The sequence below is a fragment of the Kistimonas scapharcae genome (assembly GCF_039540975.1).
Lineage (GTDB): Bacteria > Pseudomonadota > Gammaproteobacteria > Pseudomonadales > Endozoicomonadaceae > Kistimonas > Kistimonas scapharcae.
Genome location: NZ_BAABFL010000426.1, coordinates 1 through 19,142, shown reverse-complemented (window position 1 = coordinate 19,142; position 19,142 = coordinate 1). Strand labels below are relative to the sequence as shown.

The 19,142-nt window shown below is 51.8% G+C and carries 16 protein-coding genes and 1 other RNA gene; 11 read left to right on the top strand and 6 right to left on the bottom strand.

Annotation, left to right across the window (positions count from 1 at the left end):
* The first annotated feature begins 202 nt into the window (after positions 1-202).
* From ilvA to ABD892_RS17100, 3 genes are all read left to right on the top strand, one after another.
* A complete protein-coding gene (ilvA, locus tag ABD892_RS17110) occupies positions 203-1,717 on the top strand; it encodes a threonine ammonia-lyase, biosynthetic (protein ID WP_345197168.1) in 1,515 nt (504 codons plus the stop codon).
* A 291-nt stretch (positions 1,718-2,008) separates the two neighbouring features.
* Positions 2,009-3,748 (top strand): type I secretion system permease/ATPase, encoded by a 1,740-nt coding sequence (locus ABD892_RS17105; RefSeq protein ID WP_345197167.1) that lies wholly within the window; start codon positions 2,009-2,011, stop codon positions 3,746-3,748.
* 76 nt (positions 3,749-3,824) lie between these two features.
* Positions 3,825-5,090: an HlyD family type I secretion periplasmic adaptor subunit gene (locus ABD892_RS17100; protein WP_345197165.1), complete on the top strand. Its 1,266-nt coding sequence runs from the start codon at positions 3,825-3,827 to the stop codon at positions 5,088-5,090.
* Between the two features lie 10 nt (positions 5,091-5,100).
* Here the strand turns inward: ABD892_RS17100 and ABD892_RS17095 are convergent, their stop codons facing one another.
* The 6 genes from ABD892_RS17095 to ABD892_RS17070 all read right to left on the bottom strand — a co-directional run bounded on the left by ABD892_RS17095 (position 5,101) and on the right by ABD892_RS17070 (position 8,738).
* Positions 5,101-6,360: an MFS transporter gene (locus ABD892_RS17095; protein WP_345197164.1), complete on the bottom strand. Its 1,260-nt coding sequence runs from the start codon at positions 6,358-6,360 to the stop codon at positions 5,101-5,103.
* Between the two features lie 196 nt (positions 6,361-6,556).
* Positions 6,557-6,907: a cystatin domain-containing protein gene (locus ABD892_RS17090; RefSeq protein ID WP_345197163.1), complete on the bottom strand. Its 351-nt coding sequence runs from the start codon at positions 6,905-6,907 to the stop codon at positions 6,557-6,559.
* Between the two features lie 380 nt (positions 6,908-7,287).
* On the bottom strand, positions 7,288-7,896 hold the full coding sequence (locus tag ABD892_RS17085) for a 5-formyltetrahydrofolate cyclo-ligase (protein WP_345197162.1): 609 nt from the start codon (positions 7,894-7,896) through the stop codon (positions 7,288-7,290).
* A gap of 70 nt (positions 7,897-7,966) precedes the next feature.
* Positions 7,967-8,149, bottom strand: a non-coding RNA gene (ssrS, locus tag ABD892_RS17080) — 6S RNA.
* Positions 8,150-8,212: 63 nt separating this feature from the next.
* Positions 8,213-8,527, bottom strand: coding sequence for a cell division protein ZapA (locus ABD892_RS17075; RefSeq protein ID WP_345197161.1), 315 nt, complete (start codon positions 8,525-8,527; stop codon positions 8,213-8,215).
* Between the two features lies 1 nt (position 8,528).
* The gene (locus ABD892_RS17070) at positions 8,529-8,738 is read right to left on the bottom strand and encodes a TIGR02449 family protein (protein WP_345197160.1); all 210 of its coding nucleotides are present in this window, start codon (positions 8,736-8,738) and stop codon (positions 8,529-8,531) included.
* 184 nt (positions 8,739-8,922) lie between these two features.
* On the opposite strand from ABD892_RS17070, the gene ABD892_RS17065 reads away from it, so the two are divergent.
* From ABD892_RS17065 to ABD892_RS17030, 8 genes are all read left to right on the top strand, one after another.
* Positions 8,923-9,504 carry a UPF0149 family protein gene (locus ABD892_RS17065; RefSeq protein WP_345197159.1) on the top strand — a complete coding sequence of 194 codons (582 nt, stop codon included), beginning with the start codon at positions 8,923-8,925 and terminating at the stop codon, positions 9,502-9,504.
* Between the two features lie 62 nt (positions 9,505-9,566).
* The gene (gene pepP / locus ABD892_RS17060; RefSeq protein ID WP_345197157.1) at positions 9,567-10,895 is read left to right on the top strand and encodes a Xaa-Pro aminopeptidase; all 1,329 of its coding nucleotides are present in this window, start codon (positions 9,567-9,569) and stop codon (positions 10,893-10,895) included.
* Positions 10,896-10,944: 49 nt separating this feature from the next.
* On the top strand, positions 10,945-12,177 hold the full coding sequence (ubiH, locus tag ABD892_RS17055; protein ID WP_345197155.1) for a 2-octaprenyl-6-methoxyphenyl hydroxylase: 1,233 nt from the start codon (positions 10,945-10,947) through the stop codon (positions 12,175-12,177).
* Positions 12,174-13,388, top strand: a complete 1,215-nt coding sequence (locus ABD892_RS17050) for an FAD-dependent monooxygenase (RefSeq protein WP_345197154.1) — start codon at positions 12,174-12,176, stop codon at positions 13,386-13,388. The genes ubiH and ABD892_RS17050 overlap by 4 nt, the downstream gene beginning before the upstream one ends.
* Positions 13,389-13,573: 185 nt before the next feature.
* Complete coding sequence (locus ABD892_RS17045; RefSeq protein WP_345197152.1) at positions 13,574-14,416, top strand: hypothetical protein; 843 nt, start codon at positions 13,574-13,576, stop codon at positions 14,414-14,416.
* A gap of 207 nt (positions 14,417-14,623) precedes the next feature.
* Positions 14,624-15,652: an extracellular solute-binding protein gene (locus tag ABD892_RS17040; RefSeq protein WP_345197151.1), complete on the top strand. Its 1,029-nt coding sequence runs from the start codon at positions 14,624-14,626 to the stop codon at positions 15,650-15,652.
* Complete coding sequence (locus tag ABD892_RS17035; RefSeq protein WP_345197149.1) at positions 15,652-17,337, top strand: ABC transporter permease; 1,686 nt, start codon at positions 15,652-15,654, stop codon at positions 17,335-17,337. Before ABD892_RS17040 ends, ABD892_RS17035 begins: the two co-directional genes overlap by 1 nt.
* 156 nt (positions 17,338-17,493) lie before the next feature.
* On the top strand, positions 17,494-18,825 hold the full coding sequence (locus tag ABD892_RS17030; protein WP_345197148.1) for a type IV pilin protein: 1,332 nt from the start codon (positions 17,494-17,496) through the stop codon (positions 18,823-18,825).
* The last annotated feature ends 317 nt before the right edge of the window (positions 18,826-19,142 follow it).

Genomic DNA, 19,142 nt, shown 5'->3' with positions numbered 1-19,142 from the left:
GGTTACATGGCTGCGCGAACCTGCCCCATGCCAGCAAGGCTTCTCAAGCTGGCTGAGCCACAGTGGTAATCAGGAACACTTATTTGTGCAGTTTGTTTTGATAGGAAGCGTTTGGGTAGCTTGTAGGGAGAGGTTTCCCCTGTATCCTGGCCATTAAATTCCTTACAATGCAGGCACAATCAGAAGTACAAGAAGCGAAACCATGCCGGATCAGTACATAAAAAAAATCCTCGAAGCCAGGGTATACGATGTGGCGGTGGAAACGCCGATTGATCCTGCCCCGTTCCTGTCAGAGCGCCTCAATAACACGGTGCTGATCAAGCGCGAAGACCTGCAACCGGTCTTTTCCTTCAAGATTCGTGGCGCCTATAACAAGGTGTCCCAGCTGACGGAGGATGAAAAAGCCCGCGGCGTCATTGCTGCGTCGGCGGGCAACCATGCCCAGGGACTGGCGCTGGCAGCGAAACAACTGGGGATCAAGGCCGTGATTGTCATGCCCCAGACGACACCGGATATCAAGGTACGGGCGGTTCGAGCCCGCGGTGCTGACGTGATTCTCCACGGCGATGCGTTTGATCAGGCGTTGGCACATTCCATGGCACTGGTGCGTGAACACGGTTACACCTATATCCACCCGTACGATGATGTCGACACAATCGCCGGGCAGGGGACTGTCGGGATGGAGATTCTGCGCCAGCATCCGGAGCCGCTGGATGCGATCTTTGTTCCTGTAGGCGGCGGTGGCTTGATTGCCGGTGTGGCTGCATACGTTAAGTATGTCCGGCCGGATGTCCGTATCATCGGGGTTGAATATGAGGAGTCTGCCTGCCTCAAGGCGGCTCTGGAAGCCGGAGAACGTGTGGTATTGTCACAAGTTGGTATCTTTGCCGATGGGGTGGCCGTTTCCCAGATTGGCGAGGAAACATTCCGTATTTGCCAGAGTTGTGTGGATGAAGTGATCACCGTCAGTGCCGATGAGGTTTGTGCTGCTATCAAGGATATCTTTGACGATACACGATCTGTTGCAGAACCGGCAGGTGCCGTCGGTTTGGCGGGGCTGAAGAAATACGTGGAACAGACAAACGTCCGTGGTCAGACACTACTCGCGATTGACAGTGGTGCCAATATCAACTTTGATCGGTTGCGATATGTATCCGAACGTGCGGAGCTGGGGGAAAAGCGCGAGGCGATTCTGGCTGTGACCATTCCTGAGCGTCCCGGCAGTTTCAAGACGTTTTGTGATGCAATCGGGCGCCGCAATATCACAGAATTCAATTACCGTTACCATAACGACAGCGATGCTGTGATTTTCGTGGGTGTTCAGGTGAATCCTGAGATGGAAACCCGGCAGGCGCTGGTCGACAGTATGATAGAAGCTGGCTATCCGGTTCAGGATCTGACCGATAACGAAATGGCCAAGCTGCATACCCGGCATATGGTTGGTGGTCATTGTCCATCAGTGACCAACGAAGTGGTTTATCGCTTCGAATTTCCTGAGCGCCCGGGTGCGCTTTTACGTTTTCTGGAGCGTCTGGGGACTCGCTGGAATATTTCCCTGTTCCATTACCGTAACCATGGCGCGGCTTATGGGAGGGTTGTGGTTGGGATGCAGGTGCCGGAGAGCGAACGTGCACTGGTACCAGAATGCCTGGAAGAAATTGGTTACCATTTCTGGGAAGAGACAGATAATCCCGCTTATCAGCAGTTCCTCGGTTAGTCCGTCAGCGGAGCCTTCTGGCGGACCTTTGTCCGCCAGGTTCATTAAGAAAAAACACCCTCTTGTGATTTTGGAATACTGTTTCATCCTTAGTGGATTCAATGGTTGAGGCACTATGGCTTTCCCTGTAAAAAGTGTACTGTCGTATTAACGATAAACAGTGTTTTCAGTATCAGGTAACAAGAAGCGTCTTTTTCAGAAGTGCTGCAGTTATGCGTGACAAAGGATAACGAACTATTTTGCGGCCATTATGCGGTATGGCTGAAATCGGCGTGAATGGATTCCCCGAGCATGGCAAAAAAAGAGACAACACCGACGGCTGACAGTCATCCGCATCGCTGGTTCTGGCAAGTCGTTGTACCTTACTGGCGTGTGTATCGAGATGTACTTGCGGCCAGTTTCCTGGTCAACCTGCTGGCCCTGATTTCCCCCTTGTTTGTGATGAATGTCTACGACCGGGTCGTGCCCAATCAGGCGTTTGAAACTCTTTGGATGCTGGCGACCGGCGTATTCATTGCGTTTATGTTTGAGGGGGTGATTCGTTTTATTCGTACTCGATATATTGATTTGGCGGGGCGGCAGATTGATCTCACATTATCGTCCCGCTTGATTGATCGATTGTTGGGGTTGAAGCTGAGTGCTCGCCCTAATAGTGCGGGTTATTTAATGAATCGGCTGGCAGAATTTGACAGCATTCGTACGTTTATTACCTCCGCTACGGTAATGGCCTTTATTGATTTGCCCTTTGTTGTCCTGTTTCTCGGATTGATTTTTTGGCTGGGCGGTTGGCTGGTAGCGATACCGTTACTGTGTATCAGTGTGTCTCTGGGGATTGCCTGGGCCTTGAATTGGCCTTTGCAACGTGTGATCGCACAGCAACAGGATATGTCCGCACAGCGTCAGAATTTCCTGATGGAGTGTTTACTGGGATTAATGTCGGTGAAATCCTGTAATGTCGAACGTCAGCATCAACAGCGCTGGAGTGCGTTGAATCAGACGGTGGCTGATGCATCGCTGAGAATAAGGCAGTTACAGGCGCTTTCTACTCACACGGCAACGTTCCTGTTGCAGATGAATACTCTCGTCATGGTCATTGCTGGCGTTTACCTGATCAGTGCAGGGCATCTGTCCATGGGTGGTTTAATTGCGATGATGATGATTTCCGGTCGTTGTGCAGCACCTGTATCCCAGGTCATCGGCTTATTGAATCAGTATGAAAAAACGATTCAAGCGCTGACGCATACCGGAGAAGTGATGCATTTTCCCCAGGAATATCAGATAGATCGTCAGCTGTTACGTCCTGCATCGTTTAGTGGAACCTGGCATATCAACCAGCTGTCGTTCACTTATCCCGACACTCCCGATTTGTTGAGTGATATTTCGCTGACAATTCCTGCGGGTACCCGGCTGGCCATACTTGGACGTATGGGGTCGGGAAAAAGCACGTTGCTGCAGTTGCTGATGGGATTATGGGAACCCTCGAAAGGGCATGTCGCGGTGGATGGCATTGATATCCGACAATTGGATCCTGCTTGGCTTCGCCGACAGGTAGGGTATGTCGGGCAACAGGCTGAACTGTTCAATGGTACGTTACGCGACAACATTACCATGCACCGGCCAGGCATTAGTGATAGTGACATTCTGGAAGCCATGAACAAGGTTGGCTTGATGGCGATGGTGCAATCCGGTAGTGGCGGACTCGATTTTCAGGTGGGTGAAGGTGGACGTCATCTGTCAGGTGGTCAGGCGCATGCTGTCGGACTGGCTAGGGCGCTGGTGGCCAGTCCCAGGGCTTTGATTCTGGATGAGCCGACCAGCGCCATGGATGCGCAGGCTGAAGCACGTTTTCGTCAGGTCCTGATGCAGCTGGATGGAGTGACACTGTTTCTGGTTACCCATAAGGCCAGTTTGCTGGATTGTATGGATCGAATCATTGTACTTGAGGAGGGTACAGTCCGTGTGAATGATGAGGCGCATACAATTCTGGCAGGTCAGATGAAACCGAAAGCTGAAACAACGGAGAGTGTCTGATATGCAGCAATTGGTTTCAGGGAATTCTACTTGTGAGAGGCAGCTGTTGCATTGGCAGAAACCCAGTCAAGCTGAGGTGCAGCTGATAACCCGCGGCAGTCGGCCGCTGTTGATCAGTATAGGGCTGTTGATCATCGCATTTATTGTCTGGGCTGCCTGGTGTGAAGTGGATGAAGTGACCCGTGGGGAGGGTAAAGTTATTCCGTCCAGTCAGGTGCAGGCTGTCCAGAATATGGAGGGCGGCATTGTTGAGAAAATACTGGTGAAGGAGGGGGATCTGGTTGAGCAGGGGCAGGTGCTCATGCTCATGGATGACACCCGTTTTGCTGCCAATCATCAGGGACAGTTAGCAAGTCAGTACGCGCTTATGGCGCGTAAGGTCCGACTGCAGGCTGAGGTCGCAGGTGGTCACCCCGTTATGCCTGCGTCGTTAAAAGAGCTGGTGCCTGAATTAGCGGAAAGCGAACTGGAGCTGTATCAGTTTAGACGTCAGGAGCTTGCCAGTTCTCTTGGTATTTATCAGCAACAATTGATTCAGCAGGAAAAGCAACAGGCGGAAACTCGTGCTGAAATTGCTATGTTGGAGAAGCGTCATGCTTTATTGGGTGAAGAGCTGGGGCTATCTCAGGATCTGGCAATAGAGGGCGCAGTCTCCCGGGTTGAGGTTCTGAGACTGGAGCGGCAAGTCAGTGATACGCGTGGAGAGCAGCGCATTGCTGAAGAAAATCTTGCTCGTATTCTGGCCGAACAGACCGAAACACAGCAGCGTATTCGTGAAGCGGAACTGGTTTTTATGAATAAAGCTCGCACAGAGCTGAACGAAACGCTCGCACTGCTGCATGAGTTATCAGCCAAGGAAACAGCGACCAGCGACCAGGTTGAACGCACCCAGGTACGCGCACCGATGAAAGGCGTGGTGAAGCAAATACAAGTCAATACAGAAGGTGGTGTTGTTCAACCCGGTATGAAAATGATGGAGCTGATTCCGGTTGATGACACGCTTGAAGTCGAAGTCAAAATCAGGCCTCAGGATATTGCATTCCTGCATCCGGGGCAGAAGGCAACCATTCGTTTTACTGCTTACGATTTTACTGTTCACGGGGGAATTGCTGGTGTTCTGACGCATCTGAGTGCGGATACCATTATTGATGAAAACAATGAACATTATTATTTGGCACGTATAAGAACCGACCAGAATTTTCTGGGGGATGCCGATAATCACAAGCCATTGATTCCAGGTATGGTGGCCAATGTGGATATTCTGACCGGCAAGAAAACGTTAATCACTTACCTCCTTAAACCGGTATTACGGGCTAAGCAACTGGCGTTTACTGAACGTTAAATGACACTGTTTATGTCGTTTGCTTTCGTAGTTGGTAATCATTCACACGTGTTTCTGGTAGATGCCAGGTGGCAATGATTCCAATCACTGCACTGACTAACATCATCACCAGAAAACCGAAGGGTTTTCCATCAACACTGAGTATTTCCAGAATATACGGTGTACTCCCGGCAATCAGGCAGATGCTGATGTTCATGGAAACGGCGAGTCCGGTATAGCGGACATTGGTGTTGAACAGGTTGGCCAGAGTCACCAGGCCGTTACCACAGGCGAGTGCCGTCGGCAGTAGTGTTAGCAGGCCAACCGTGAATAACTGGTGATCTGATAATAGGAGGAATACGGGCCAGGCGACGAGCAGGTAAAGAATATTGCTGATAAGAAGAGCCAAGCGTCGGTTAATGCCACGATCGGATAGCCAGCCAAATACCAATGTCAGCATCGCTGTCATAAGCAGGGTGGCAGTCATAATCTCATACACGTTGCTTTGATGCATACCCAGATGTCGGGTGGCATAAGGCACCATGAAGGTATACATCGATAGCATGGTGACTGAGGCGATGTTCATGCCCATGGCTATGGCAAGTGTTTTACCCTGCGTTTGAAACAGTGTTAACAGAGGGATGCTCACCACCTGTTTTGCTGCAATGAGTCGACTAAATAGCGGCGTTTCGGACAGGCTTCGGCGCATAATGTAGCCGCTGACACCCAGAATGCTTCCGGCAATAAAAGGGAGGCGCCATCCCCAGTTGTACAGTTCATCTTCGGACAGTAGTGAATGGGTCAGCATGCCGATGGTTGAAGCCAGCATGACACCCAGAAGACCGCAGGCGCCAATTGCAGATGTGATCAGGCCTTTGAGATGGTGAGGGACGTGCTCAGCTGCAAATACAACCGCGCCAGGAAATTCGCCTCCAACTGAAATGCCTTGCAATGAGCGCAAAATGATCAGAAGAACGGTGGCCAGATAGCCGATCGTTGCATAGGTCGGTAATAAGCCCATGCTCAGTGTGGCAAAGGTCATGATTAGAATGGATATCCGAAATAACCGTTTCCGCCCGATACGATCCCCAAAATGGCTGAAGGCAATGCCACCCAGTGGGCGAATAAAATAGCCGGCTGTGTGTATGGCAATAATCCAGAGAAAGCCTGACTGGTCTGCTTCCGGTAAAAAGAGTTTGGCCAGGTCGTTGGCAAACAAAAGCACCAGGGTGAAATCGAAATATTCCAGCATGGCGCCAAGGCAAGTGACCAGAATTAATTTATTGAGCATTTGTCAGGATTTCCACGGTATCCGAAGCTGATAGATGTCGTTATGAGGTGTGGGGATATAAATCAACGACAAGCTTAGGAAACTGTGCAGACAAAAGTGTTTTTATTTTTCAGTTTTCATATGTGCGGTAATCCGCATAGTTGTGTTGGTGGTAGCCTTACCGCTACCACCAAAATGCAATTTAACGGGCAGTGAATTAATGCAGGCGTTTTTTACTGGTAAGGCTGTAAACGTTGTCGAGATTTTGATAGACAATGGCCTCCCATTGGTGGCCGTTATCCATTTCCAGCACCATGGCGTAGTTCATGCCGGCAACCACCTGCTGTTTGGCTGAGAGCACATTTTGAAGTTCACCATCATGAATGGCATTGGCGGCAAAATAGGCGGCATTCATCACCTGCTCGTCAATGCTGACGGGTGACCAGCCTCCCGCCATTTGCTGGGTATAGGTTTCGGCGGTGCCCGATTGTTCCTGTGCGTGGCTAATCTGAAATCCGGTCAGGCTAATTACGACGGTAATAGCTAAAAGGGCAATTGTTTTTGACATGACTGAATCCTGAAAAAATGGGGAGAAAATGCAGCCTTTATGTAGTCTGTTCATAGAGCATGTTAGAACGGAATTGCGTTTCTGCTAATAAAAGAAAATGTTACTGCGAGAGAATGAGCAAAATGGTTATCCGCTTGCTACTTTATTGGACAAACCTTGCAGCAGGTCACAGTATGTATGGCAATGTCTATCTATGATCTGCACTGTTTAAGTGGATGGCTTTATTCGTGCATATCCAATGCTGAATTGAAGTTGGCCTGTCATTCAAGAGTGATATGAACATGTTTCCATGGCGTAAACTTGACCCTGTTGCAGCGATTATTTTTCTGTTTGCCATTGGTGTGGTCACCACGGCCACCGCACAGATGCTGATTTGACATTCAGCGGGTGGTATAAAACTGCCTGTCGCTTGCAATGCCAGAGAGGGGTATATCCCAGCTGTTAATTGGCAGGTGATCAACCCGCTGGCATTCATGGGCAAGCCCGATCAGTTGTGGAGCCCTGATACAGCCTGGTGTATTGATGAAGGTAAAGGTTCTGTCATAGAAGCCGCCTCCCATACCCATGCGATGACTTTTTCGGTCGAATCCGGTCAATGGTAACAAGACGAGATCCAGTGACCAGACAGGTACGGGCTGATAGAAACGCGCATCAGGCTCTGGAATACCGAACCGGTTTTTTTTCATGCGGGTGGTGGGCGTCCAGGGTAAAAACTGCAGCCAGCCCGGCTTTAGTGGGTTCAGGACAGGAAGAAAGCACTGCTTGCCCTGTTGCCATGCTCTCTGGGTAATCTCTTTGGGATCAATCTCGCCATCGTTGGTCAGGTAAAGTGCAATACGTTCACTTTTCAGATAGCAATGCTGTCGGCACAGGATTTTTTTCAGGCGATGACTGGCGTGGTGTTGTTCTGAAACGGACAATCGACGGCGCCGTTCTCGCAGGATTTGCCTGAGCTGTTTTTTCTGAAGCAACTGCTGTTGTGGCGTCATTCCCTAGCTGGCAATCCGTTATTATGTGCAGTGATTGATGTCGATGAAAAAAGGTCGTGCGAGTAAAACAAGGCTCCCCGGTGCTGACGCTGTCAGTATAGCCCTTGAAGCCATGCTTCAAGGTGGAGGCTGCTGAGATACGTTGGGCTTTTCACTGCAAGGTGAACCTGCACGCTGGTATCCACGAGGAGCCCCCAGGATGGTATTTATCGCCTCAGGGACAGTTCATGACTGGCGATCAGACCAGGGAGTCTTGTGAAGGATTATATCGGCAGGCAGGCAGGTGTTACCAGCCCTTTGTTAGTTCGAATCGCAATCAGAGTTCGAGCTGGTTATGCTCGTGCAGGGCGTCGTCCAGCCGTTCAACCAGGATCTGGATGTGCCGCTGGGTATCTTCCTTGAGTGCATTAGCTTCCCGGTTGGCGATGAGCATGTCATGGGCAATGTTCAGGGCGGCCATGACGGCAATACGTTCCAGACCGATGACCTTGCCGGAGGACCGGATTTCACGCATTTTGCTGTCGAGGTAGCGGGCTGCAGAACTCAGGGCTTCCTGCTCTTCCGGTGTACAGCTGATCCGGTAATCCTTGTCCAGGATATTGACCGTGGTGGTGAGCTGCTCATTGCTCATATCATGTTTCCTGCTCAAGCGCCCGTAACCGGCCGATCATTGCTTCGACCTTGGTCCGTGCCATCTCGTTTCTTTCAATCAGTTGTGCGCGTTCCTGCTTCCAGGCGTGCTCGCTGGCTCGCAGGATACGGTTCTCCTGACGCAGGTGATTGCAGAGTACGATGAGTTCATCGACTTTTCTGCTCAGCATCGACAGTTCTTTGGGTTCCATGTGGCCGTCAGACAATCTTTGGATTATCAATGTTTTACTATATCCTTTTGGTGTTGACGGTAACAAGAGATCGTCGCCCTGATTCCGGTCAAATTGACCATTATTTTTTCTGCCGGATGAATCTCGCTCCCCCAGACGCCTTGCGGTACACTCGGGGCAATCTTGAATTGGCGGATATTCTCCCATGACTACTGATGCTTCAGGTCTGGCGCCGGTCAGTTTTGATCGGCTGAGCAACCTGTTCCTTGAATTGCAATCTTATCAGTCGCCCTCGGAACTGCACGGTTTGCTCTGCGGACAATATTGCGCGGGACAGCGTCCGGCTCATGGCGCCTGGCTGTCCACGGCTGCCGAGCATATGGCTGTCAGCCAGGTGCTGGACACTGCGGCAAAGAGTGTTCTGATACAGCTGTATGATGAGACGCTGGCCAAGCTGCAATCTGAAGACTACTCCTTTCAGCCCCTGCTGCCAGATGACGATGAAGCCCTCGAACAGCGTACCCAGGCGCTAGGGCAGTGGTGTCAGGGGTTTCTCAGCGGTTATGGCCTGAGTGGTCGCAGCCAGAACGATTTGTCAGAAGAGGCGGCCAGCATCTTGGCTGATTTTGCCAGTATCGCCCAGGTTCAATTTGATGACCTGGAGGATTCTGAATCGTCAGAAAAAGATTTTCTGGAAGTCAGTGAATACTTGCGCATGGCGACATTGATGCTGTTTGGCGAATGTAGCGAAGCCGAGGCGAGTGCAACCAGCGGTTCACTTCACTGATAGTGTGACCAGCAGGCACCGGACGCTGACAATTCTCAGAGTATAAACCGGATCAGGACACCATGAAGAAATTGGCGATGACAGAATACGGCAAGCGACGCCAACAGCTGATGCAGGCAATTGGCAATGACGGTGTTGCAATACTGCCGGCAGCGTCGGAGAAGATCCGTAACCGTGACTCCGAGTATCTGTACCGGCAGGATAGCGATTTCTATTATCTGACCGGATTTAATGAGCCTGAAGCGGTTCTGGTGCTGATACCGGGGCGTGAAGCCGGTGTAAGCATTCTCTTTTGCCGTGATCGAGATCCCCTGATGGAAACCTGGCATGGACGAAGGGCTGGGCAGGAAGGCGCTGTCCAGCAGTATGGTATGGATCAGGCGTTTTCTTTTGGGGAGTTGGACCAGGTCATGCCGGGCTTGCTGGATGGTCGGCAGACAATCTATTTTACGCTGGGTGTTTTGCCAGACTTTGATGGTCGGCTCAATGGTTGGGTCAATAATCTCAAGGCTCGCGAACGGCGCGGCGCTGTTGCCCCGTCGATGGTGTCTGGTCTGGATGTGTTGGTACATGAAATGCGCCTGTTCAAATCAGACGCAGAACTCGAAATCATGCGTGAGGCCTGCGCTATCAGTGCCGGTGCTCATCGGCGGGCTATGACGATATGTCGTCCGGGCTTGTATGAATACCAGCTGGAAGCCGAACTGCAGCATGAATTTATTCATCATGGTGCCCGGGTGCCGGCGTACAACTCGATCGTTGGCAGTGGAGAGAATGCCTGCATCCTCCATTACACCGAGAATGATCGGCAGATGTGTGACGGGGACCTGGTCCTGATTGATGCCGGCTGTGAACTCGATAATTATGCCGCCGACATCACCCGGACGTTTCCGGTCAATGGTGTTTTTTCACCGGAACAGCGGGCACTGTATTCACTGGTGCTAAAAGCCCAGGAACAGGCGATTGCAACCATTCGTCCGGGGAATCCCTGGACATCATTTCACGACGCCGCGATTCGTACACTGACCGAAGGATTGGTTGATCTGGGCATACTGTCAGGCGATGTGGATCAGCTGATCAAGGATGAAGCCTACCGGCCATTTTATATGCACGGCACGGGGCATTGGCTGGGGATGGATGTCCACGATGTGGGCAATCACAAGGTGAACGGGGAGTGGCGCAAGTTCGAACCGGGTATGGTGCTGACGGTTGAACCGGGTCTCTATATCGCACCGGATAACACCGATGTTGAGGAAAAGTGGCGTGGTATCGGCATCCGTATCGAAGACAATGTCCTTGTGACCGCGGAAGGTTGTGAGATCCTGACCTCTGCTGCAGAAAAGGATCCTGAGGCTATTGAGGCCCTGATGAAAGGGCAGGATTGGTCCTGATGCTCCAAACCTGTTGGCCAGAACACATCCAATCAGTTCAGAGAAAACCATGGATAGCAGTACACATTATAATGTGGTGATTATCGGAGGCGGCATGGTTGGCGCCAGCCTGGCTCTGTCGCTCCGGCAATCGGTGCCGAACCCGGATTTCCGGATTGCGGTGTTTGAAGCGGTGCCATTACGTCCCGTGCAGCTGGATTATCAGCCCAGCTATGATGGCCGTTCTTCGGCGCTCTCTTGGGGTACCCGGGAAATCTATGATGCCATGGGGATCTGGCCTTCTCTGGCTGAGCGTGTGGAGCCGATTCGCCATATTCATGTGTCTGACCGTGGTCACTTTGGTATGACTCGCCTGAATGCTGCCGATTACGAAGTGCCGGCGCTGGGTTATGTGGTGGATAACCAGTGGCTCGGCAAAGTGTTGCTGGAGCAGATACAGAAAACGGAAGGAATTGAATTTCTTTGTCCTGCCGAGGTGCGTCATCTACAGCCAACGCCAGAAGGCGCGACACTCGAAGTGAATCGTGATGGGAAAACGTATCCGGTATCCGCAACCCTGATTGTACTCGCCGATGGTGGACGTTCCTCCCTGGCTCGTGATATGGGGCTGGAACAGTCCGTCAGCCACTACCATCAGACCGCCATTATCACGAGTATCACGCCGGACCAGCATCACGGTCAGGTGGCTTACGAGCGTTTTACGGACGAGGGACCGATGGCGTTGCTTCCGCTGCCGGAAGGTCGGTGTGCGCTGGTATGGACAATGCCGGATGATCTGGCCCGAGAACGGCTTGAACTGACCGACGATGACTTTCTGAATGAATTGCAGGAGCGTTTCGGCTACCGGGTTGGCCGTTTCCGTAAGGTGGGGCAGCGCTTCAGCTACCCGCTGGCGTTAAAGCTGGCAACAGAACAGGTGCGCCCGGGGCTGGTGGTGTTAGGCAATGCTGCCCATAGTTTACATCCGGTGGCGGGGCAGGGCTTCAACCTGGCATTACGCGATGCCATTGCCTTGTCGGAGACGATTACCAGTGCATTGAAGAGCGGCGCCGGTATTGGCGAGTTAGCGACATTACAGACGTATCTGGCTCGGCAGAAACAGGATCAATTCCAGACCATCCATTTCAGTGATTATGTGGTCAAGTTGTTCAGTGAACAGTCCGTACTGTCCGGAAAATGGCTGCAGGGTGCACGGAATGTTGGGCTGGTGGCGCTGGATCTTTGCGGGCCGCTGAAAGGGTGGTTCGCGAGACAGGCCATGGGGTTGGGTGGGCGTCCATGAGTCAGGCTGTTTTGTCAGATAATCAATCCTTTGATATTACGATTGTTGGAGGCGGCATTAATGGTCTGGCGATGGCCATGGCGCTGTCAGACTTACCGTTGCGTATTGCGCTTGTGGATGCCGGCTCACTTGCGTCCGAAGTGGAAACTGTTTCGGGACAATATGATCCGCGGGTGTGCGCATTGACAGAATCGTCCCGGCAATTGCTGGATGAAGTAGGCGCCTGGCCGTTGATGCGAGATGCCCGCGTCTCACCATATACCGATATGGCCGTCTGGGATGCCGACGGAACCGGCAATATTCGTTTTACGGCCAGCGAGGCGGGATTGGACACGCTGGGTCATATTGTCGAAAACCGCGTCACAACCGGCGCATTATTAAAGTGCCTGAGGGAGACCGATGTCACGTTGCTGGGGAATACGGAGATTGCTTCTCTGCGTCAGGCTGATGATGGCGTGCAATTAAATACACAGTCTGGTGGTCAGCTGCAGAGCCGGCTGGTGATTGCTGCCGATGGCGCACATTCCCCGGTTCGGCGAATGGCCGGTATCCCGGCCCGCGAATGGGATTACCAGCATCACGCCATCGTCACGACGGTGCAGACGGAGCAGTATCATCAGGATACCGCGTGGCAGATCTTTCTGCCGTCCGGCCCATTGGCGTTTCTTCCTCTGCCCAGTGATGGCGAAACCCATTACTGTTCCATCGTCTGGTCGTTGGTGCCTGATCAGGCCCAACAGATGATGACGCTGACGGATGATGCATTTTGCCAGAAGCTGGGTCGTGCGTTTGAACACCGGTTGGGTCAGGTATTATCAACCGACCAACGGTATTGCATGCCGCTTCGACAGCGTCATGCCCGGCAATATTACCGGGGCCGGGTCGTTGTGATGGGGGATGCCGCCCATACCATCCATCCACTGGCTGGACAGGGCGTAAACCTCGGGTTGCTGGATGCACGGCAGTTGTCCGAGGAGATACACCGGGCCTGTGAGCGCGGTGGCGATTATGCCGATGCGCTATTGCTGGCGCGCTATCAGCGTTATCGTGAACCGCATAACCTGGCGGTGATGGGCATTATGCAGGGCTTCCAGCAGTTGTTTGGCAGTGATCACCTGTTGTTGCGCTGGATGCGAAATACCGGTCTTTCGCTGACGAACCAGGTTCCTTTATTGAAAGAGCAGATCATTCGGCAGGTCATGAATCCCTGATCCGTAGCAAGGCATGCCGACTTGCTACGCGAGTCTCCATTTTCTTTGTTTATTCAATGCTGCCAGTGTTGTTGTCAATGTTGAGCTATGTCGCTCTGTTGTCCTTTGAATATCGACTATAGTAGGCCGACCGTGCTTATTCATGTGGGTTGAATTGGCGAATGACTTTCGGAGGAAGTGGCAGTATGGCCAGATCGTCACTGATGGCCTTGTCCTGTGCAGCACTGCTGGCGGTTATGTTGCAGGGATGTGGAAATAATGAGGAAGACGGGCAGTCGCCCGTACCAGATGAGCCCGCCGTTGAACGTGAGGTGGTTGAGGTTATTGTTGAAAAGCCTGTGCCTCCCAAAATGCCGGATTGCAATAATGCTACGGATTCCTCTGCCGCGACTCGTGCCTGGTGCAAGGGGCAGGATGCCTGGAAACGCAGCCAGGTGTTTGCCAGGGATGATAACCAGAAACGTGATGCGTTTATTAATGCCTATGGTCTGGGGCAACAGGATGCCTCCATGGCCAGTGATCCCCAGTCCCTTTCCGGGCAGCCCGTTGCACAGGCCGGCTATCGTGCAGGTTACCAGGCGGTGGTTGAGGCGCAGGGCCTGGTCAGCTACGCCTGTGATGGCGAATCGGACAATGAATACCTGGATCGCTGGTGTGAAGCGTCTGCTGCTTATAAAAACAGTGGTTTAGGGGCTTCGAATAATGCCATTCTGCGTGGTCGCTATATTGACGGCTATATGTCAGGGCGTGCCATTGCCCTGACGATTCCCACAGCCATGGAGGTCATGTTCAGTGGTGAGACGAAAGCGGGTTCCCGGCAGGCGATTACTGAGCCTTCTGCCATGAAAAGCAAGGCAGAACGTGCGTTTTACCAGGGCTTTGATGAAGGTCACCGGACAATGGTTGCCCTGATCCAGGAATCTATCAACCAGGTGATGCAGCAGATGCCCCAGGGGATGGAAGCCATGCCCTCCATGCCGGGTATGGAAAGTATGATGCCAATAGAACCGTCCAAACCTACGCAATAATGCTTTAACGGGTCAACATATTACCTGCTATTTTCCAGCCACACCTCCCATGGGTAAGTCGTACAGCCTGATCATGGGAGTTTGTTCGCGTTGCTTGTGCAGGGGAGCTATTATTGGCAACCGGCAGATTGTTGTTGAGGTTACAAATGATAATGATTAACATTGCGCAAAAATATGCAGTAATCGATACACAATAAGGTGATTGCAATGAGATTGGGGTTGAAAAAAACGTTGGTGGCGGCTGTATTCGCGTCAACCACGTTGTTTGCGGGTCTTTCTGCATCGTTCGCTTCCGCGGCTGATGATGAACTGGTGGTTTACTCTTCACGCAATGAGGAGCTGATCAAGCCTTTGTTTGATCTTTACACCAAGAAGACCGGCGTCAAGATCCGTTATATCACCGATAAGGATGCCCCCCTGATCGCCCGCCTTGAAGCCGAAGGCAAGACCACCCCGGCGGATATGTTGATTACCGTAGATGCCGGCAACCTCTGGCAAGCCAAAGAGAAGGGCATTCTGCAGCCTTATACCTCGGAAACACTGCAAAAGAACATTCCTGCCCACCTGCGGGATCCGGACAACAACTGGTATGGCTTGTCCGTTCGTGCTCGTACCATGGTCTATGCCAGCGATCGTATAAAGCCCGAACAGCTTTCTTCTTATGAGGATCTGGCGGATCCCAAGTGGGAAGGTCGTCTCTGCTTACGGACGGCCAAGAAGGTATACAATCAGTCACTGGTTGCCACCATGATTGATCGCCTGGGTGAACCCGGCAGTGAAAATGTGGTTAAGGGCTGGGTGCATAACCTGGCGATGCCGGTCTTCTCCAATGACACCAAGGCCATGGAAGCGGTTGCGAGTGGCATTTGTGATGTCACCATCGTGAATACCTATTACTTTGGCCGCCTGCTGAAGCAGAAGCCAGATACCAATCTGAAGCTTTTCTGGGCGAATCAGGGCAGTAATGGCGTGCATGTGAATGTTTCAGGCGCAGGCATCACCCGTTATGCCAAGCATCCGGAAGCTGCATCCAAGCTACTGGAGTGGATGAGCACGCCGGAAGCCCAGCGCATCCTGGCAGACAGCAATATGGAATACCCGGCCAATGCCGATGTGCAGCCGTCTTCAGAAGTCGCTGCCTGGGGCAATTTCAAGCAGGATAACCTGAATGTTGAAACTGCGGGTCGTCTGCAGTCTGAAGCCATCCAGCTGATGGATCGGGCCAAGTACAACTGATGCTATCCTCCGGAGCCATCACTCTTCCGGATCCTGCGCGCTCGCCCATTGGGGGCGGGCGTTCTGTGTTTCGGGGTATTCTGCATCGCTGGTTGGGCTGGCGGCTTGTGGCATTGGCGATTGCCGGCGGTGTAGCGATTCCGGTGATCGTGCTGTTATTGAGCTGGCACTATATCCAGGTGGATATCTGGCAGCACCTGATAGAAACACAGCTGGCCCGGTTGTTGGGGAATACGGCGATACTGGTGGCGGGCGTCGGTGTAGGTGTAACAGTGCTCGGTGTAGCGTTGGCGGCACTGGTGACACTGTGTGAGTTCCCTGGTCGAAAGTGGTTGGACTGGGCGCTGATTCTACCTTTTGCCATTCCCGCTTATGTGCTGGCATTCGTCTATTTGGGAGTGTTTGATTTCAGTGGTCCGCTGCAGGGTTGGCTCCGTGCGGTAGTGCCCGGATTTACCTGGGTTGATATCCGTGGTGCTGGCGGGATGATCACAACGCTGGTGCTGGTGTTTTACCCTTATGTTTATATGCTCGCTCGTACCGCGTTTTTACGGCAGGGCCGCAGTACGCTGGAAGCTGCACGACTGCTGGGATTGTCGCCCTTGCAGGCCTTTTTTCGAGTGACGTTGCCGATGGCGCGTCCGGCCATTGCCGGTGGTGTTGCACTTGCCCTGATGGAAACCATGGCCGATTTTGGTGCGGTGTCTGTGTTCAACTATGACACCCTGACAACCGCGATCTATAAGACCTGGTACGGCTTTTTTAATCTGCAGGCCGCCGCACAACTGGCTTCTCTCCTGTTATTGCTGATTTTTCTGCTGCTGGCCGCAGAGCGCTGGAGTCGCGGACGTGCCCGTTATACCTGCCATGAGCGCCAACAACCACTTTCAAGAACCCGGCTGACCGGCGCCAAGGCCTGGCTGGCAAGTAGTTTATGTTTGACGGTTTTTTCGCTTGCCTTCGTGATTCCCGTAGTCCAGCTGCTTTACTGGATTGCCACCAATGCACTGCAGGATCTGAATGCACGTTACCTGGAGCTGGCGTTCAATACGTTGTTACTGGCCGCATCGGCTGCGGGCATCACGGTTGTGCTGGCTCTTTTACTGGTCTTTGCCGGAAGAATGCAGCCTGATAGATGTGTGTTGCGTTCAGTCAGAGTTGCAACAACCGGTTATGCATTACCCGGTTCGGTGTTGGCCGTGGGAGTGATGACTGCGTTCAGCTGGCTTGATCATGGCCTTGTGGCAACATTACAGGAAAGTTTGGGCCTACCGGTACAGCAGGTGTTTCTTGGCAGCTGGATGGCATTGGTGCTGGCCTATTGCATCCGTTTTCTGGCGGTTGCGTTTGAACCCTTGTCCGGCAGTATCGCCCAGATACGTCCAGCCCTGCAGGAAGCGGCTAAAACACTGGGCGCAGATTCTTTGACGGTGATTCGCCGTGTCTACCTGCCTATGTTGGCCCCCGGTGTACTGACGGCAGCACTGCTGGTGTTTGTGGATGTCCTGAAAGAAATGCCGGCCACGCTGCTGATGCGTCCGTTTGGCTGGGATACTCTCGCTGTTCGTATCCACGAGATGACCTCAGAAGGGCATTGGGAACGAGCCGCACTACCTGCCCTTACCTTGGTGATTGCGGGATTTCTGCCCGTCGTTCTGTTAATGCGTCGTTCTGCTGCTCATTAGGCCTTGGCCTTTCAGGCAACGCCTTACCCTGTTTTAGTACATTAAGGTTAAGGCGTTGTCACAGCAGCTTTACTTTTTCCCGAATGAGAATCTAGATTGATAATAATTAGTAGCCTTTTGGGCTGATCCTTGTCTCATGGAGGAGGCAACACTGTTGTGAAACAGAGTAATAATTTCTCAAAAGGCTATAGCCTTGTTGAAATCATATTTGCGGTGTTGATTGCAGCCGTGATTCTTGCGTATGCCTTGTACGCTTATCAGGATTTCACTGATAAGGCGAAAATCCAGGAAGCGGCACGTTTGGCTTATGAAATCAGGCAGGGCATTGATGCGCATGTCACGTCAAAGCGTGAATTTCCACGGCCGATTAATAGAACCTACGCCAATATGGAGTATGTTGAGCGAGCCGAAACGCAACAAGATAGCGCCGACACCTATCGTGTTAACGTTTATTTTAAAAGAGAAGCCTTTCCTGGCAGCGCGTCTCAAAAAGTATTTACGCTATATGGCAACCTCGTTGATAACCAGATGGACTGGAAAGAGTGTGATGATGCCTGTGTCAAGAATACGGTTGACATTCCTCCAGCATTGCCTGTTCCTCCTGCATCGAACCATGGGATTGTTACCACTCCCGGTGGTCCAACAACGCCTTCAATTGACGTAATCAAGGCTTATGGCAAGACCAAAGTGGTGATCAAATTCAAGGGTGGGAATGAACACGATGGAGCCATAAGAGCCAATGTCCGTGCGACTAAACAAGGGGAACAGGTCAACAAGTATGGGGCGAAGCAATACTACGGGCTTGAAAACTATGTCATGGAAGGGGGAGAGCACCCTTTTGATGTGATCACTGCTGAACTTGAACAATATGATAAAAATAAAGGCGCATGGGTAAAGGTCTGGTCTCAAAACGTCAACCCAGCCCCTAGAGGGCGTGATGTAGAGTATGAGTTCTTTGAAACAATACCGACAAAATGGAAGCCGGATCCAGATACCCCCGACTGGGCCAAGCCTGAGATTACCTATCCGGGTGATAACTGGAATGGTAATGGGAACCCCAATCCTGGCGGTGGTGACTTTTTACCGAAGCCTCCGAAGCCTATTTATAACTGGGGCACAACCCATATCAATACGTTTAATGAAGCGGGTTATGTGGGTAAATCGATTTTCACGATTCATTACCGTAATGGAAAAACCAAAACTTATACACATGAACAGGCAATTGGTCTTGAGCATGCGGTCTATGTGCCTTCCTGGCCGGCGCATGAAAATCCGGTGGAAAAGATTGTTGTCCATGTGCAATGGATTGGGCCGAATTGTGGATTTCTTAACATGGGGTGGTGTTGGGAAGGTGTCGGTACGAGGGTTGTGCAGCCTGCAGGTCCAGACAGTGAGAAAAGAGTCTGCTTTAAATATTGGGGCACTGCATTTAAGCGTGTCTTGGGGAGTGAGAGTACAAGCTGTGATGGCAGGCTTTGGGTTGATTAAAACGGACTTAATGGATATTGATAAAGTCTATCTCTGAGATTGATGGTGATGCCGTTGGAGTCCTTTAATGCAGATTACCTTTTCATAGTCTGCGCAGTCCTGCAGCGTAGGGCTCGTCAATGCGACCAAAGATCACAGGAAGGGCATCTTGATGTCAGGCAATGAAGGACATAAGCCTGCAAACCGCAGGTTTGTGTTGTTTTGGGTTTCGTTGTTATTTTCTATCGCCGCTTTCATTCCTTAAATCCCGCTTAACCTTGGGAATGTGAGCAAGCTGGCCGTACTTTTGGCAACAGAGTACAGTTTTTGCACAAAAC